The organism is Hyphococcus lacteus (assembly GCF_041058985.1).
Lineage (GTDB): Bacteria > Pseudomonadota > Alphaproteobacteria > Caulobacterales > Parvularculaceae > Hyphococcus > Hyphococcus lacteus.
Genome location: NZ_JBEHZE010000001.1, coordinates 1,788,768 through 1,805,227 on the forward strand (window position 1 = coordinate 1,788,768; position 16,460 = coordinate 1,805,227).

At 49.9% G+C, this 16,460-nt stretch carries 15 protein-coding genes; 4 read left to right on the top strand and 11 right to left on the bottom strand.

The genetic code is table 11. The features are described from left to right. Positions 1–4: 4 nt before the first annotated feature. The gene (locus ABFZ84_RS08545) at positions 5–208 is read left to right on the top strand and encodes a hypothetical protein (RefSeq protein WP_369313574.1); all 204 of its coding nucleotides are present in this window, start codon (positions 5–7) and stop codon (positions 206–208) included. Between the two features lie 17 nt (positions 209–225). Here the strand turns inward: ABFZ84_RS08545 and ABFZ84_RS08550 are convergent, their stop codons facing one another. The 9 genes from ABFZ84_RS08550 to ABFZ84_RS08590 all read right to left on the bottom strand — a co-directional run bounded on the left by ABFZ84_RS08550 (position 226) and on the right by ABFZ84_RS08590 (position 10,664). After that, positions 226–1,440 (bottom strand): TIGR03087 family PEP-CTERM/XrtA system glycosyltransferase, encoded by a 1,215-nt coding sequence (locus ABFZ84_RS08550; protein WP_369313575.1) that lies wholly within the window; start codon positions 1,438–1,440, stop codon positions 226–228. Positions 1,441–1,445: 5 nt separating this feature from the next. Then, complete coding sequence (locus ABFZ84_RS08555) at positions 1,446–2,510, bottom strand: FemAB family XrtA/PEP-CTERM system-associated protein (protein ID WP_369313576.1); 1,065 nt, start codon at positions 2,508–2,510, stop codon at positions 1,446–1,448. Next, positions 2,510–3,334: an XrtA system polysaccharide deacetylase gene (locus tag ABFZ84_RS08560; RefSeq protein ID WP_369313578.1), complete on the bottom strand. Its 825-nt coding sequence runs from the start codon at positions 3,332–3,334 to the stop codon at positions 2,510–2,512. The genes ABFZ84_RS08555 and ABFZ84_RS08560 overlap by 1 nt, the downstream gene beginning before the upstream one ends. Positions 3,335–3,427: 93 nt before the next feature. After that, positions 3,428–4,801 (bottom strand): XrtA/PEP-CTERM system-associated ATPase, encoded by a 1,374-nt coding sequence (locus ABFZ84_RS08565; protein WP_369313579.1) that lies wholly within the window; start codon positions 4,799–4,801, stop codon positions 3,428–3,430. Position 4,802: 1 nt separating this feature from the next. Further along, a complete protein-coding gene (locus tag ABFZ84_RS08570; protein WP_369313580.1) occupies positions 4,803–6,491 on the bottom strand; it encodes a porin family protein in 1,689 nt (562 codons plus the stop codon). Positions 6,492–6,496: 5 nt separating this feature from the next. Next, positions 6,497–7,432, bottom strand: coding sequence for a nucleotide-binding protein (locus ABFZ84_RS08575; protein WP_369313581.1), 936 nt, complete (start codon positions 7,430–7,432; stop codon positions 6,497–6,499). Further along, positions 7,429–8,979 (bottom strand): XrtA system polysaccharide chain length determinant, encoded by a 1,551-nt coding sequence (locus ABFZ84_RS08580; protein WP_369313582.1) that lies wholly within the window; start codon positions 8,977–8,979, stop codon positions 7,429–7,431. The genes ABFZ84_RS08575 and ABFZ84_RS08580 overlap by 4 nt, the downstream gene beginning before the upstream one ends. 25 nt (positions 8,980–9,004) lie before the next feature. Further along, positions 9,005–9,643 carry an XrtA/PEP-CTERM system exopolysaccharide export protein gene (locus tag ABFZ84_RS08585; RefSeq protein WP_369313583.1) on the bottom strand — a complete coding sequence of 213 codons (639 nt, stop codon included), beginning with the start codon at positions 9,641–9,643 and terminating at the stop codon, positions 9,005–9,007. Positions 9,644–9,854: 211 nt separating this feature from the next. Then, on the bottom strand, positions 9,855–10,664 hold the full coding sequence (locus ABFZ84_RS08590) for a sugar transferase (protein WP_369313584.1): 810 nt from the start codon (positions 10,662–10,664) through the stop codon (positions 9,855–9,857). 490 nt (positions 10,665–11,154) lie between these two features. Here ABFZ84_RS08590 and ABFZ84_RS08595 point away from each other — a divergent pair, with 490 nt between their 5' ends. From ABFZ84_RS08595 to ABFZ84_RS08605, 3 genes are all read left to right on the top strand, one after another. Further along, complete coding sequence (locus tag ABFZ84_RS08595; RefSeq protein WP_369313585.1) at positions 11,155–13,323, top strand: glycosyltransferase; 2,169 nt, start codon at positions 11,155–11,157, stop codon at positions 13,321–13,323. Positions 13,324–13,382: 59 nt separating this feature from the next. Next, the gene (locus ABFZ84_RS08600) at positions 13,383–13,757 is read left to right on the top strand and encodes a flagellar biosynthetic protein FliO (protein ID WP_369313586.1); all 375 of its coding nucleotides are present in this window, start codon (positions 13,383–13,385) and stop codon (positions 13,755–13,757) included. Positions 13,758–13,871: 114 nt separating this feature from the next. Further along, positions 13,872–14,354 (top strand): hypothetical protein, encoded by a 483-nt coding sequence (locus tag ABFZ84_RS08605; RefSeq protein WP_369313588.1) that lies wholly within the window; start codon positions 13,872–13,874, stop codon positions 14,352–14,354. A gap of 66 nt (positions 14,355–14,420) precedes the next feature. Here the strand turns inward: ABFZ84_RS08605 and ABFZ84_RS08610 are convergent, their stop codons facing one another. Both ABFZ84_RS08610 and ABFZ84_RS08615 read right to left on the bottom strand, forming a co-directional pair. After that, on the bottom strand, positions 14,421–14,915 hold the full coding sequence (locus ABFZ84_RS08610) for a bactofilin family protein (protein WP_369313589.1): 495 nt from the start codon (positions 14,913–14,915) through the stop codon (positions 14,421–14,423). A 103-nt stretch (positions 14,916–15,018) separates the two neighbouring features. Then, complete coding sequence (locus tag ABFZ84_RS08615; RefSeq protein ID WP_369313590.1) at positions 15,019–16,326, bottom strand: M23 family metallopeptidase; 1,308 nt, start codon at positions 16,324–16,326, stop codon at positions 15,019–15,021. Positions 16,327–16,460 lie beyond the last annotated feature (134 nt).

Sequence of the window (16,460 nt, forward strand, 5' to 3'; positions counted from 1 at the left end):
CGCTATGAGTGCTAAAAAAACTGAATGGAAACCGGATGAGGACGCAGCGTTGAAGGCCCTCATCCGGGCGACAATAACAAATATTGGTCCAATCGATTCAGCTTCTTTACCGTCGAAAATTCGTGAACGAATTAAAGGGCAGGTTTCGGGTGATTTCGATATTGATGCTTATGTCCGTGAAGTCTTGAAAGAAACACGTAAAAAGTAGCTTCACAATGACGGCGTTTACTTACTGGGCGGCGAAGTAAATAGGTTGAGTTCAGCTAACGCATCATCGAGTCGTTTTAGAGCGCTGTCCCACCCGAAATTTGAAACAGCATGGGCGCGCGCAATTTTTCCTGTTTGTTGAACAATGGTGGGGTTGCCTAGAAGGCTGATGATTTTCTCCGCCATCATCTGATCAGTGTCGGTTATAAAAACGGCCTCCGCTGGTGCGTCAATGCCGGTCATTGCTTCCGGGCTTGCTACTACTGATTTTCCAGCGGCCATGGCTTCAAGGACCTTGTTTTGCACGCCGCGGGCAACGCGCAATGGAGCAACAATCAGTGACGCATTTGTCAGCCAAGGGCGAACATCGTCCACTCTGCCAGTGACATTGATACCGTGAGTACCCTGCAACGCCGTAATTTCATTTGTTGGGTTTGAACCGACAATATGAAAACGCGCGGATGGGTGTTGATCGCGAATATGTGGCCAAACATTTTTCGTGAACTGAGTTACGCCTTCTATATTGGCGCGATAATCCATTGCGCCGATAAATGCGACTTCGCATTGCTTATTTTTGTCCGGTAAGATTTGGCTAGGGTCGAAATAATCAAGATCGACACCATTTGTGTACCAATTGACTTGTCGTTCTACTTCTTTGCGACAGTTGAAAAGGCTGGCTTCTTCGTTCGATACTGCGAACGAATGATCGGTCCAATTGGCGATTGTGTTTTCGGCCTGTGCTAATGCGTGTCCCTCACGGCCATAAATCCATGAGATCGGCGGCGTCGCTTTTTCTGCATATTGAATCCATTTCTCTGAATCTGCGTCACAGAAATCGACTATGCGTTTACGTGTTTCGATTTGCGGTTCGAGATAAGGTGCCATTGTCGAGGAAAAGGCGATTTCTGCGACGAGTGGTCTTGCTCGTAGTTTTTTAATTTCGTGGCGCATTTTTGGATGGTCATAAAATCGAAAACTCTGCGGTTGGCTTGTAAAGAGTGCTGGAACACTTTTTAACTTTGATAAAAATGGGTTGAGCGCAACAAAATGTGCGGATTCGCAAAAATCGCTTAGAAATTCAGTGTGCGCAAAATCCTGTGGGTCATCTACAAAACAAGCGAGGTGGACGCGAAAACGTGTCGTTAGAAATTTGAGTAAGTTCCAAGATCGAATTTTATCCCCTTTGTTGGGCGGATACGGAATTCGATGAGTAAGTAGAAGGATTTCATCCATAATGTTTACGGAAAGTTTGGCGCAAGTGCCGGGCCAATGCGATTGGCCAATGTAAGCGGCATTTTCGGCCAAAGTTTTACGAACATGGCGAATTTCGGGTTGTTCGCACTGACGTCAGGGAGTGCCTTCGCCCTAATAGGTTTTATCTGATAGCTGATGGGTTCCGGTTTGAATCCCCACAGTTTTTTATATGCGAAAGGTCCACTTTCAACTTTGCTACGCCCGAAGTCGAAATGAGTGAATCCCCGCGCGAACGCGCGGCGCATCGTAATCCAGTATAAATAATCGAATGCCCGTGCTTCACGTGCCTGATCGTTCGCCCCTACATAATAGGGCAGCACAGTGTCATTGTGATAAAAATTGACTAACGATGCTACTGGCGCACCACGGTAATGCAGGGTCAGAATTTCCGCAGCATCCTGAAATTCTTCCATCAATGTATACAGGAATGATTTCGGGAAGACGGGCGTGCCAAGACGGTGAAGGGACTCTGCATATAGGCGGTAAAAAGAATCTAGATCGCGGCGCTGGTCTAAGACCAAATCGCCAGCTTCCGTTAACGCGATGGCCTTTCTTACTTCAGCGCGTCTTTTTCGAGGAATTGCGGCGAGGGCATCTTTTTCGTTTGCGATGATTGGGGCCTTGAACCCTGCGTGAGTGCCTGTTTTTTTTTGCCACCCATCATCCGAAAATTCGCTCCGAAGCTCAATGTAATCGACCTTGCGTGCCGTGCCGATTGTTTCTGCGGTGTCAAGCAAACAGCGAAGTGTTTCTGCGTTGTCGGCTAAGGGGCCACCCCCAACAGAAAAGGCTGTTGAGACTAAAGACCGCCCAGTGAGCGCCGCTTTGGCATCGGATAGAGCTAGAATGCCGACTAAATCTCCATCGCGGCGGGCTGATATATATATCGGATCATATTTATAAACTGACCTGGCTGTTTCGCTCCAGCCAGATAGGTGGAAGAATGTTCCATCATGGTGGGTACGGACAAAATTGTCCCATTCGTTTCTGTTAATGTTGTTTGTCGTTGAAACAATCGTGTGCTGACCGCTATCTGCTTGCGTGTTCATTAGGCAGACTCCAGTCCTAGGCATTGATCAATTCGTTGCCATGGGTGTTTGGCTAATGTCTTCGCGAGTTTTGGTCGCATGTGTTGTAAATTTATATAATGCCGCAGTTTTGATTTTGCTGAAGCCCTGTTCAATCGTGGTTGTTCAGGGTCAATTTCCCAAGGGTGGAAATAGAAGATTACCGGGCCGCAGAGCGTATTTGCAGCGCGTTGAATGAGTGCGTTTGATACGAAAAGTGGGCTTGCGCGAAACCATCCGCCACCAGCGGTACTGATGCGTTTTCCGAGTATGTTCACCGTCGCTACGGGTGCTTCAAGAAAATCGGAGCCCGCTATCGGATGAAATGGTGTCTGCGCTGCATTTGCATCGCCATAGTGATCATGGGCAATGGGATGGCTGCTGGACGAATATTGGTGACCGGCTTCTGCGAGGGCATCATGCGCCCACGGCGTATCTTTATCGATTGAAAAACCTGCGGCACGATATCCACGAACGGGCCGGCCAGCAATGTTTTCAAGTATAGCCTTCGTTTTCCGTATGTCAGCTTCGAACTCTAAGCGAGTTTGTTGATTTACCTTGGTGTGGTCGTAACCATGGCTGGCGAGTTCATGACCGCCATTGATGATGTCGCGGATGAGTGAGGGGTCGCGTTCTGCGACCCATCCTAGCGTGAAAAATGTAGCCTTGACGTTGTGCTCTTCGAACAGGTCGAGACAGCGACGAGTTGTTTCCCCAACGCGTAATTTGTAACCGTCCCAAGATTCTCGTGCCACAACATCTGAGAACGCCCAGACCTGAAAGTAGTCTTCGACATCGACCGACATGCCGAAGCTGCCTTTTGAAAAGGCGGGTGCGCTTTTGGTTTTTATTTGATCAGCATGGGCCATAATATTGGGTAACCACCCACGCGATGCGGGTTAGTTGCGAGTCTCGTTAAGGGCGCTCAACAGTTCTTCCGCGCGTGTTAGGCTTTCGACAATTTTGCGTCGGCGATCTTTGCGCCGCTCATCTATCGTCACGACTGAACGGGTGAGCTTCATGATATTCGTATTTGCTGCCTTGAGTTCTTCGCGTGTTTCGTCGATGGAACTCACAAGGGCTTTGCGCCATTGTGGTGTGTCGTGGTCTCCCGCAGCTTTGATTGCTTCGGCTTCTGCGGTGGGAACAACCGCATCCACGGCATCACCGGACGCGGCTGCGATTGCCGAGGCGACGTCTGTCAGCGTCGCTTCATGCCGGTCTTCCGACTGAGGGCTAGATTCCTTTTTCGCGCGAAGGCGATCAAATACGCTTGCCGAAGAGGCGGGCAGTTCCGGTTTCGCAGGTGTTTCTGTCGTTTGGGTTTCGATAGGTGTCTTTGGTTCTGGCTCTGTCGCCTTGATGTCTTCTTTGGGTGCCGTTTTCACTTCCACTTTCGTCGTATCCTCACTTTCGACCTTTGAAACAGGCGGCATTGCGGCTGCGTGTTTACGCGCTTCAAGCTTTTCTTCGCGCAATTCGGCGCAAACAGTTTCGACAATTTCGGGAGTGATTTCGTGCTTCTTTTCGAGCGAGCAATATAGCATCAAACGGTTAGCGAGTGTATTGATGCGGCGGGGTAGGCCGGTTGTTTCCTCAAAGATTGCGGTAAATGCACCGTCAGAAAATACCGGGTCTTCCTGCCACCCGGCGACTGACAAACGATGAAGAATGTAATCGCGTGTTTCTTCTTCGGACAGGCTTTCCAGATGATATGAAGCAATAACCCGCTGGCGTAGCTGTTCCATTTCGCTCGATTCAATAATCGCCCGAAATTCTGGTTGTCCGACAAGAAATACCTGAAAGAGGGGGGTGCCTTCATAATCAAGATTCGACAGCATGCGTAGTTCTTCGAGAGTTTTGAACGGCAAATTTTGCGCTTCGTCGATAATCAGAAGAACCCGGCGACTACGGTTTAGCTGATCAAACAGGTAATCTTCAAAAGCTTCTATTTCGCCTGTGCGTCCTTCGCCTTCGGCTTCGATGCGGAAGGCGGAAAGAATTTGGCTGAGCAGCTCGGTTGGCTCGACATTGGATGTCAAAAGATTAGCAGCGACAACATTGGAAGAGTTAAGCTGATCCAGAAGGTGCCCAATGACCATTGACTTACCTGCGCCGACGGGGCCGGTAATAACGATGAAACCTTCGGCTTGTTTTAAGCCATAATGCAAATACGCCATGGCTTTGTTGTGGCTTCGGCTTCCGTAGAAAAATCGCGGATCAGGGTTTAGCCGGAATGGGGCATCTGATAGCTTGAAATACTCTTCATACATACTAAAAGTCCAAGGTTATCCCCGCGAGAATATTAGTCTCTCCATATTCGAGAAGCGGGTTGGGCGCGAAACGTTCTGTACGAGACGCCTCGACAAAGACGGATGCATTCTCAACGATCTGATATGAAGCACCCAATCGACCGATCAATGTATTGGTAACTCCATTGTCGGCCGCGAGATCATTACAGCTAAGAACCGGATCGAAAAGCGGGTCAGTCGTATCAAAGCCGAATATGAGCGGGTTTGCCTGACATGTTGCCGGGTCAAACGCCGTATCAGCATAGCGATATGTCACAGAGCCATAACCAGTCAGACGGCGTGACATGCGGCGGCGCAAATCAAGTCCGCCACCAATGGTTTCGATTTGGCGGTAGCCAAAATTGTCGTCAGAATAAAAGCCGTTAATTGAAAGTTCTGTCCGGCCATATGTGCCGGTCAGGGCCGCCGACGCGTTATCGGTGACGGATACACCAGATGTCTGAGCTTGTCCGAAGTTCAGACTATTCGCATACCAATTTGCAGATTCGATAACAGATCGTGCCGAGAGTTCGTCCCCTTCACGAAGACGGTCAGCAAAGTCCAAAGTTTGGCGTTGGTTCGTTCTGTATTGAGTAGAAATTGATTGTGCACGGGTGCGGAAAGAGCGACTGGCAGCGGCAGAAAACATTAAGCGTTCTGATATCTGATAACGCGCATCTGCGTCGATAAAGTCGTCTCCGTACCGCTCGCCATATTCAATTCGGATTGAGGAACGAGGACCAGGCTGAGCGGTAAAACCCGCGCGCCAGAAAAACCCGGACAATACATCATCGTTAAAGAACAACGCCGTTGCTGCGTTGGTTTCTAACTCATCATAACCAACAGCCCCTGAAAGGGCGAAATTTGATGTAAGCGCAAATTGAGCATCGGCAGAAAGTGAGCCTTGGCGATATTCAAAGTCCGGAAAGATATCGACACCGTCTTCGGTTGTGTCACTGCCATAGGCAGTAAAACGCATCCGCAAGCGTTCGTTCATCCGGCCTGTATCGTATCGCGCAATCACTTCATGGGTGAGAGAATCATTCAGCGAGTTACCGCGAAATAACGATGATAATGATTGCTCCCCGTCAACAAAGACTTGCGAAAACCGATAACGCAATTCCAAAGAGGAATCATCTGCAAACTGATGGAAGATATAAGGGCTGGCATTGTATGAATGCACATTGACGCGTTGTGACCGGCCCGCGTTGATGTTTCCTGAAAAACGGGCGTTATCGCCGGCGAGTTGGCGCGATGTGGAGCCGGACAGATCGAAATATATCCAGTTGTCGAGGCCGGTAAATGTACTTGTTGCTCCGATATTTTGGTTTACGGCAAGGTCACCTTGGTCAACCAAATAAGAAAGGTCGAGATCGCCCAGAACCATCGCAGTGACGCGCGGGGTCGAGTAAATAGCGCCACCCGTCAGTAAGGTAGAAAAGATAATTTCGTCGTCCTCAAGACCCTTACGCGCGAGATTTATGTTGTCGGAATATGAAGTCCGCGCTGATACACCGGCGGCATAACCAAAATAGTCCGTTTTTAATTTAAGTGGCGCTGCGGGTGCGGCCACTTGGGCGATTGCGGCACCTGCGAAAACGCTGATGGCGATGCCGCCAAGCAAAGCTTTTTTGATGGTTGCATTAAGTTGTGGATTTCCGAGCTGCCCCATTTGGATCATCCTTTATTTGGCTGTTTTGACGTCGCGGGCGATGCTTCGCTCTCGCTACGTTCGTAATACTCATAGGAACCGTAATGCGCTCCACCGGCACCAATCTGACACCGATTAAGCATGACACTGATATTTGGATTGATTTCCATCAACTCGTCTATAGCTGCAGCGACCGCTGGCTCTGGCGTTGAATTGGCTTCGACCACAAAAACGATCTCATCAACGTATTTTGCCAAGACGACTGCGTCTGTTGCGGCCAATACCGGCGGAGCGTCAAGGATGATCAGTCGGTCAGACTTTTCCATCGCGATCTCAGTCCACAGACGCTGTGCTTCGGGCGATCCAAAAAGGTCAGTTGGCCGTTCGTGGCGCGAACCTTCGGGCAGGATACTCAAAGGCGCTTGATTTAGGCGCCACCCCAAACCGCCGACGCTTAGGCGCGGATTATTCAGACGATCTGAAAGCCCGGGAATGGATGGTAGGTCGAGCCGATCACGAACCTTAGGACGAGCGAGATCCGCGTCCACCAATAGTGTTTCGATGTTGTCCTCAAGAGCAAGACTCAGGGCGAGATTTATCGCCGTAAAGGTTTTCCCTTCGCCAGCTCGGGTCGAGGTCACTAGAATCAAATTTCGTTGCTTGCCAGGTGTGCGATAGGCTTGGCGCTCACCGCTTGCGCGTAAATACCCGATCCGTCGCAATAACCGTCGTTTTACTGCGCGGAGTTCTAGCGCCAACTGGGTTGAACGGTCGTTATTGTTATAAAAGCCATTGCGGGCCAGTTCGTCAAAGTCGAGATCAAGGATTTCGGGACCGGCATTGGCGACTTCCTGCGGTGCGTTGTGTTCGACAACCTGATCTTTGTCTTTGTTCTTCTTCTTGTTTTTTTTGCCAAACGTAGTTTTCAAAATATTACTTCCGGCTTTCTCGACAACGCTCATGACGACGCCTCCGCTTCTACTGGCGATAACGCAGCGTTCTCTTGGCTGCCGACAGGGGCCGAAGGTAAGCGGTAAACCGTTAGATAGCTGTAAATTCCGGCGACGATAAAAAGGCCGAAACAGGCGATTGCTAATCGGGAGAGGTCGCGTTTTCTGCCTACTATAACACTTTCCGAAGGAACCTCGCTTAATGCGCCAAGAACGGGAAGTCCGAATGCTTCCTGAAGTTCGCTGGCTTGGGTGTAGCTTTTGTCAATTAATGCCAAGACCAGTGCGGCCGCTGTTCCGGTCCCGGCGGCGACAATGATGACGCCTAGAATCAGAAGAAAACGAGGTGGGTCGCTCGGTATAATTGTTTCCGTAGGGTGTTCGAAGACCTGATACTCAACACCGCGGCCTGCCGCACCTAGGTTACGGGTTAAGTTCAGTCGGTCACGCCGCGCCAAGAGTTCCTCATAGGTTTTTTGCGTTTGCTCGTATTCGCGCACGATTTGACGCAACGCTGCTTCGACGGCCGGTGCTTGACCCTGTGCGGTATCCAGCGTGTTCAGCTCTGAGATTAGCCGTGCTTCACGTGCTTCAAGACCTTGAACAGAGTCCCGGGCCACGCGGAGTTCAGATTGCAAGCGAATAAACTCTGGGTTTGCGGAAAGTGATGTGCCGTCTCGTTCCAATTCTTCGATGCGCGCTAACACACCACGAATGTCAGGATGGTTTTCTTCGTACTGACTGCGCAGTCCTGCAAGTTCCACCTTTAGCCGGTCTAGCTCGCCGCCGGATGCCCGCTGTGGTGTCGCAGACAAAAGATTTTGTAACGTCAGGACACGTCCTTTTGTACGTTCAAGTTCATCACTAGTGCGGGTAAGCTCGTTTTCTTTTTGCTCGCGCTGGCGGTTCGCCCCTAGTGTGGCACCCAATTCCATTGCGTGTTCACTACGAAATGCAGCAACTTTTCGTTCGTTATCCGTGAGTTTTTCTTCGTATTCCTCGACCTGGAGGTCGAGGCGCCGACGTGCGGCTTCACTTTCTGTCAAACTAGCACCGAGATCTTGCTCGATAAGCATATTTAAGACTGCATCGACAACGGCCCGTGCAACCTTTGGGTCACCGTTTTTATACGAGATAATAAAGTACATATCGCGAGGGCTTTGAATGTCGATCTCGCCCGCAACCCAATCAACCATGCCCTGCAATTTTGCACGACGTTCGATTGGTGTTTTTGCCTCAATCGTTTTGTCGAGACCAGAACGAAAAATGATTTCTTCGACGTTTGGTCTCGTTAATAGTTGAAGGCGCATGACTTCGACACGCTGAGAATAATCAGGGCGTGCCGTAAAGCCATTGAGGACCGGTTCAAGTATGGTTTCCGTTTGCACAAAAACTTGCGCACGGGATTCATACTTGTCGGGGATAAGCCATACCGCAAACCATCCGGCTAATGCTGCCATCCACGTGATGGCAACAATTAACCAACGTCGCCGCCAAAGCCCGTTCAGGCTTCGGAGAACCGGTTGCGGCAGTTCAGAAAACTTAAACAACTCACTCATCCCTCAAAGCCGGTGGCGCGTTTCGTTAAAACGCGCTTTCCGGGATCAAAATAACATCACCTGGAAGAACAGGAACATTCGCCGAGATGTTCCCTTTACGGAGTAGATCATCAAGGCGTAGGCGATAGGATTGGCGGTCTTCACCCTGTCCACGAATAAGAACAGATCGATTGCCTGCGGCAAACTCTGTCAGCCCGCCAACAGCGACCATCACGTCAAGTGTTGTCATGCCGGCCTGATAGGGAAGGGCAATCGGCTTTTGAGCTTCCCCAAGAACGCGGACCTGCTGGTCAAAAGTGGAGGAGAAGTTACTAACAATAACAGTTACCTCAGGTGCACGAACAAACTCGCGCAATACACCCTCAAGATCGGTTGCCAGAACTGACGGTGTTTTGCCGGACGCGACCATGTCTTCAACCAGTGGTGTCGAAATGCGACCATCAGGGCGGACGGTTACGTTGGTTGAAAGCTCAGGTGCGCGCCAAACAAAAATCTCGAGTTGGTCTAGCGGTCCAATCAGGTAATCTGGCGCGGTTGCCGCAGCAGTGCTCGCGTTGTTCGGTGCCGCTTCGAGCTTTTCGCCACTGATCGAGGAGCAGGCGGCCAAAAAGACAAATGCCGCGAGGGCAGCGAAAAGTCGTGTCGTTTCAATAATCTTGTTCATGTTCATAACCTTTATGGCGTCCAATGGGCTGTGGGCCGGCGCTGTAGCCCTGTTTGTCGCACAATAGTCTAAAGGCAACGCAAATTCTTTGCCATGCCCCCAAATTTAGCGCCGTGCCAAGTCGAAATCTGACCAGATCTAATGATCGGGCCGTTTACATCTGCGAGGTGTCGGCTGATTCCGCCGCAACTCGCACCCGCAAAAAGTCAGTTTAGCGACTTCCTAAGCCAAATAATGCCACCCGGATCGTCATAAATACGATCATTAGGTCCATGATTGGGGAAAAATGGCGCATATAATAAAGGTCGTAGCGCAGCTTATTGCGGGCACCTTCAACTGAGGCGGAATATTCATATTTGACTTGTGCCCAACCGGTAATGCCGGGTTTGATCAGGTGCCGACAATGGTAAAGCGGTATTTCCTGTTCCAATTCGAGAACAAATTCAGGCCGTTCTGGGCGTGGACCGACGAAACTCATTTCACCTCGTAACACGTTGATCGCTTGCGGAATTTCATCAATTCGGAATTTACGAATGAAACGACCGACGCGGGTTACGCGATTATCTTTAAGAGCCGCATATTGAGGGCCATTGGCCTCTGCGTTTGAGATCATCGACCGGAATTTATAAACCTCGAATACACGACCGCCGAAACCAACGCGTTTTTGGCGGTATAAGATGGTGCCGGGGCTATCTATTTTGATAATTATTGCCGTGAGCAATAAAATTGGCGCGAGGAATATCAACAGGCCAAGACTAAAGCAGATGTCTAGAACACGCTTGGTTCCTGCACTGATGGGTGTATTCATGCGCGCAGCGGCTTTTATCAACTCTTCTGATTGCGCCATTTCGTCGGGGCGTACGTGGGGCACGTCGCTGCCACCGGCAGAAAGCTCTGTCGCTCCTTCGCGATGAAAAATAGTACCGTTTTTGGGTTTGTAATCACCCACGTGAAGCAAGCGTGTTGTGGCTACGACGCACAGCGTCGCTAGCACAATCGCAAGCGCATATAGAACAAACATCCCCCACTCCAACCTCGCCACTAACCAGAATTCACATATTTGAATCCGCTAATGGCACTTCCACTGTACGAAAATGCAACAATCGAAGCTCTCTACCGCATAATACATGCCTAACAGAAAGTTAAGAAGGTAAATGAGGCAAGTGTATGTTTTCGGGAGAATGAAAGTAAAAAACTGTGTTGTTTAGTGGGAATTAATCGACCAGAGCAAAAATAACAGCCCAAATACTTCCAGCAGTTGCAAACCATGCAAGAACACACGCTAATGCGGGAAGCCGTTCGGTATTGGTACCCGTTGAAGCGTGCTGTCGTGTCGTTTGAGCTGTCGCTGTGGGCATTGCGTCTCACTTTCGCTGCGAATGCGGGAAGTCTATGGCGCGTTCGTTCAAGAATCTCTTAACGAATGTTCTGTCTACGTGTTTTTGTTAACGCCCGCCCGTTAAGTTTGTTCCATCATTGCGCGATTGAGCGCCTAAAAAACGCCGAGCTCTATGCGTATCCTTTTGTTTTCAACGCTTTTTCCGAATGCAGTATCGCCTTCACACGGCGTGTTTGTGGAAAACCGTATGAATGCTTATCGGCAAAAATATGATGCTGACGTCAAAGTCGTTGCGCCAGTGCCGTGGTTTCCATTCCGCCACCAAGCCTTTGGGGCGTATGCGGTGTCGGCGAGTGTTCCATTTCGGGAGGTGCGAAATGGAATCGACATTCTTCACCCGCGCTACTTAATCCCACCCAAAATTGCGATGCATGTGGCACCGAGCGCATTGACGCGTTGTCTCGACAAGGCAGTGCGTGACCTTCGCGCCGAGGGTTGGGAATTTGATTTTATTGATGCGCATTACTTCTACCCTGATGGCGTGGCTGCATCACGTATTGCCGCGCGATATGACAAACCTTTTGTCATTACCGGAAGGGGAACGGACATTAATTTGTTGCCGTCCTATAGCGGACCACGTCGAGCGATTATTGAAGCGGCGAGCAGGGCGGATTCAATTATTACTGTTGCGAGCGCATTGAAAGATGAGCTTGAGCGGATTGGTGTTGCAAAACCGAAAGTAACAGTTTTGCGCAACGGTGTTGATCTGAAGAAATTTAGGCCAGCAGAACGTGAAGTTGAAAGGCGGGCATTGGGCCTAAGCGGGTTAGTGCTTGCAAGCGTCGGTCATTTAATTGACCGCAAGGGCCACGATCTCGTCATTGAGGCACTGCAAGATATAAAAGACGCTACCTTGCTGATTGCCGGAGAGGGGCCAGAGCGCGGTTCGTTAGAGGAAAAAGCGATACGATTGGGTGTTTTTTCACGAGTGAATTTTCTCGGTCGTATAGAGCACGACGAGCTTTATCGAATTTACAACGCGGCAGATATTCTGGTTCTCGCATCCTCCCGAGAGGGGTGGCCCAATGTTCTGCTCGAATCGTTGGCTTGCGGAACGCCGTGTGTTGCAACAAATGTATGGGGTTCAGGTGAAGTAATTACTGCGCCCGCTGCAGGTCAACTTGCGAAGGGTAGGTCCGCCAAGGAAATTGCCGAAGCGACAAATAATTTGCGCAAATCTATGCCAACCCGCCAAGAGACAAGGGCGTATGCAGAGCAATATTCGTGGGAAGAAACTGCGGATGGAATGCATAACATTTTTTCTGATTTATTGGAAAAATCCAAAAGTCGAGCGGCGCTTCAAATAACGCCGATAAAGTTAGCTTCCAGAACTGAAAAACCAAAACTGATCGTGACCGTCGATACGGAAGAGCAGTTTGATTGGAACGAGTTTGATAATACTACATATTTAGTAAACGAAACCAGCGGTATAGAGCGTTTTCAGAATATCTGCGAAAGCACAGGCGCGACACCGCTATATTTTCTGACTTGGCCGCTTTTAGACAATGCGGAAATGACGAAATATTTTCGGTCCTTAAAAAATACGGGCGTTGCTGATTGTGGTATTCACCTTCATCAATGGGCGACGCCTCCCGGTGATTTTTCAAGCGAATATTTTTCGTATCAACAGAATCTTCCGCGCGAAGCGCTTCGCCAGAAGTTAAAAACTATGGCGGAAAAATTCGAAGCAACTTTTGGTGAGAGAGCGACAAGCCATCGGGCTGGACGTTATGGGATTGGTCGCGAAGATTATGCGTATCTATCTGAGATCGGCATCACCCATGATTTTAGCCCCAGCGCGAGTTTCGACTTTCATTCATCTGGTGGGCCTGATTTTTCCCTGATGACGAATATGCCTTTTGAAATCACAGATCAGGCATGGAAGATAAATGTAACGCCGGTGTGTGGCGCGAGAGCGATCCTGAAGACGCGAAAATTTTTGCAGCAAAATGTGCATGAAAATGGTTTTGTGCATTCCGATGGTGGTCGACGGGCGACTTTTACACGGGCAATGAGATTGTCACCCGAAGGGGCAAGTCTCGCGGACCTAAAGGCGTTGGCCAATCATCTTATTGACGATCAAACGCCGGTACTGAGTTACAGCCTGCATTCGACTTCGTTAGTGGTTGGCGGAAATGACTATGCGCGAGATGCGGCGGCAGTCGATGAAATCCTGCTCCAAACAGAAGTGTTTTTGAGGTGGTTCAAGGATAGTCTGGGCGGGGAGATTCTCTCGCTTCAAGACCTTGAAAAACTCTACGAAAACGGTTCGCCCACTTAACACCCCGTTAATCATAAACCGCGTATTTTCATTATATTGTAGATGCGAGGGATGCCGACATGTTGGCCTCTGAAATTTTTCGGCTTGTTTTTGGGTTCGTAGCTGTGCTCGGCATGATTGGACTTGCAGCTCTCGCGGCACAAAAGGCTGGTCTTGCATCGATGAATGGGGCCGGTGGGCGCAAACGCCGGTTGGCGTTGCGCGAAGTTCTGCCGATTGACGCCCGTAGGCGGATTGCCATCGTCAAATGTGACGATACGGAATATTTGATCTTGCTTGGGCCGACCGGCGAGACAGTCGTTGACAGTAATCTGAAATCGGTTCCGGGCAACGAGGTCAGCGAACTGGATCATGTCAATCCTTTTGCAAACTCAATGGACAGCATCTCAAATTTTGCGACGAAATTACGGTCTGCTGGAAAAAATGCAGCCTGATTGTCTTGTGTGCGCCGCAATACAATCGTGCCCGTAAACCTGCCGCTTGGCTTGCCCCGCAAGAAAAGGTAAACTCCTTCGGGCAAGGGTAATGGTAATGACGGGGAACCTACAATGATAAGAATAATTCTGCCGCTGGCGATTGTCGCGGCAATGTTTTTAGGGCCAATGTATGCGTATCCATCGGACAACCCTGTTAGTGGACGATCGGAACAATCGATTGTAACGGGGGATAAATTCATTGGCGGCGTGATCGATTGCGTACGCAAGCTTGAAGTTCCTTTGGGCAAGGAATGCGCTTCTGAAGCGGTGATCAATAATTCAAAACTCCCAAGTCAGGTTATGTCGCTAGCGGCGGTTATGTCGCTTGCTGCGGCGGTAATTGGTATTTTTGGGGTGTTGCCCTTTGTTGGTCGTTTAACCAGTGTTGTAACGATGATCGCCGGGTTGTCCGTATTGGGAGCGATGGGACTGTTCTTGGTGACTATGATGGGTACCAAGACTGGTTTGCCTGCGGTTCAATGGGGGGCTTACCTTACGGCAGGTGTCGCGCTGATTACGACGATAAGTGGTCTGTCGGGTATGCGCGGCCGATAAGCGTCGAACACATTTCACAAAAAAGGCCGCTCAAAAGAGCGGCCTTTTTTTGATTATGTATGAATTTTAGCGAAGCGGCGAGCGACCTGCGTTTAAGAATGATGGTGTTTCATTCGCGGCTGCTGGCCGATCTGACATTTCCGCAACTTCGTCGTTCGACGATGTTACTGGCCGCGGCGCGGGCGCTGGTGATGATGGACGTGCGCGGCGGAAGTCTTTCGCAGATGTTTCAGACAGAGGATCGTCAGAATGACGACAATTGCCCTCGAAATGTGCACCAGTTTCTACGGAAAGTGAACTATGGAGGATGTCACCTTGAATATGTGCGGTTGATGCTAGCGAAACTGATTTAGCGCGAATGCCGCCTTCGACACGCCCACGAACAGTTACTGTTTCACAGATGACTTCGCCTTTGACGGAGGCTTTTTCACCAATGATTAGAGAGCCAGCCTTAACATCGCCTTCTAGCGCGCCATCGAACTGGATCTCACCGGCAGAATTGATATTGCCGCGCATGACCACATCAGATGAAATGATTGACGGGACTCCAGCTGATTTCATTACGCCTGATCCTTTTCTCGACGGTTGTTGAACATTCGCTTGCTGAGCAACTGCATCTTTAGGTGCATTACTCTGCGATTTTGAGTCGAGAGACTTATTCGGTTTAGCTTTCGAAAACATATCTACCTGCCTCAATAAAACGGCGAGGATTGAGTGGTTTTCCTTTGAACAGCACCTCGTAATGGACGTGCGGTCCAGTCGATCTCCCACTTGATCCCAATTCCCCTACCTTGTCGTGAAGACTGACCTTCTGCCCCGTCTTCACCGAAATGCGGTTCATATGCGCATAACGTGTAACAAACCCGTTTCCGTGGTTGATTTCAACAAGTCGCCCAAAACCAGAGCGTGTACCCGCAAATTTAACCACACCGTCTGCTGTCGCCGTGATTGGCGATGCCCAGGGTGCTGCGAAATCTATGCCGTTGTGGCGTGAATATTTTCCGTTAATCGGGTCACGACGTATACCAAACGAGCTTGTGTATCTGCGGCCAACGATCAAAGGGGAGGAAAGTGGCACATTTAACATGGCTTTTTGGAGCGCGGCCAACTCGTCAACGGCCCCCGATGCGCGATTAGCATGTTGATAGAATTTTGCCGCGGCTTCGTCGCCGACAGCAATATCAATGAACGGCCCACCTTGTGCCAAAGTGATATTCGATATTTTGGCCGGTGTTACGACTGATTCAATCGGCACACCAGTCGTTTGGAGGATCATCCGAAGTTGATCCCGCTTGTTATTGGCTTTTTCCTCTAGTGAAGCGAGCAACAGCATCTGCTCGGTATAAAGGTCGGCTGCGGCCTTATTCATGGAATTGATCGCTTCAGACGCGGTACCATTGGTCGGGCCACCATCGCGCACCTGTTCGGCCCCTTGGCGACGGGTGGCTTCTATCCGTGACTGTCGTGGTGTTGGCTCGCCCGGATTAACGTCAATCATAATGCGATTGCCGTTTGTTGGGTGCTGGCCACTTGGTCCGCCAGCCTCTGCCAATCCGGTTGCAAGCGTATCAAGCCCTTGATCGACTGATGTTTTCCGCTCGACCATATTTTGCAGTAATTGATGCCGAGCAGAGATATCGGCCATAGTCTCGTCAAAGTTCTGCTTGATGATCTGATTTAGTTCGCTGACATCGTCATAAGCGCGCTGAGCATCGTGAATACGCTTGGAATAGGTGGTCTCCATGATCCGGCTGTCGCGGTCTTTTGCGACAATAATCTGCTCTTTGAAGACCACGTTAACGGATGCGTAAGCGACCCAGAGGAGGGCAGCACCAACTATTGTCGCCAGAGCGATCTGGCTCTTGCTCGACATAGAGATAAAATGAACGACGCCATCACTACGGTGATATATCTGCCGCTCTTTGAAGATACGGCTCAGTACGCGTCTTACTTTGCCGGAACGACGGCTCATTAAACAAACGCCCCTTGGAAGCGCGAACTCACGCTACGATGCCACCCCTGTCGGTATAGCAACCCAAAACTGACCATTACGCAATACTTATGTGATCGTGTAACGCCATTTTCCGCATTCTTTAGCACAGAAAT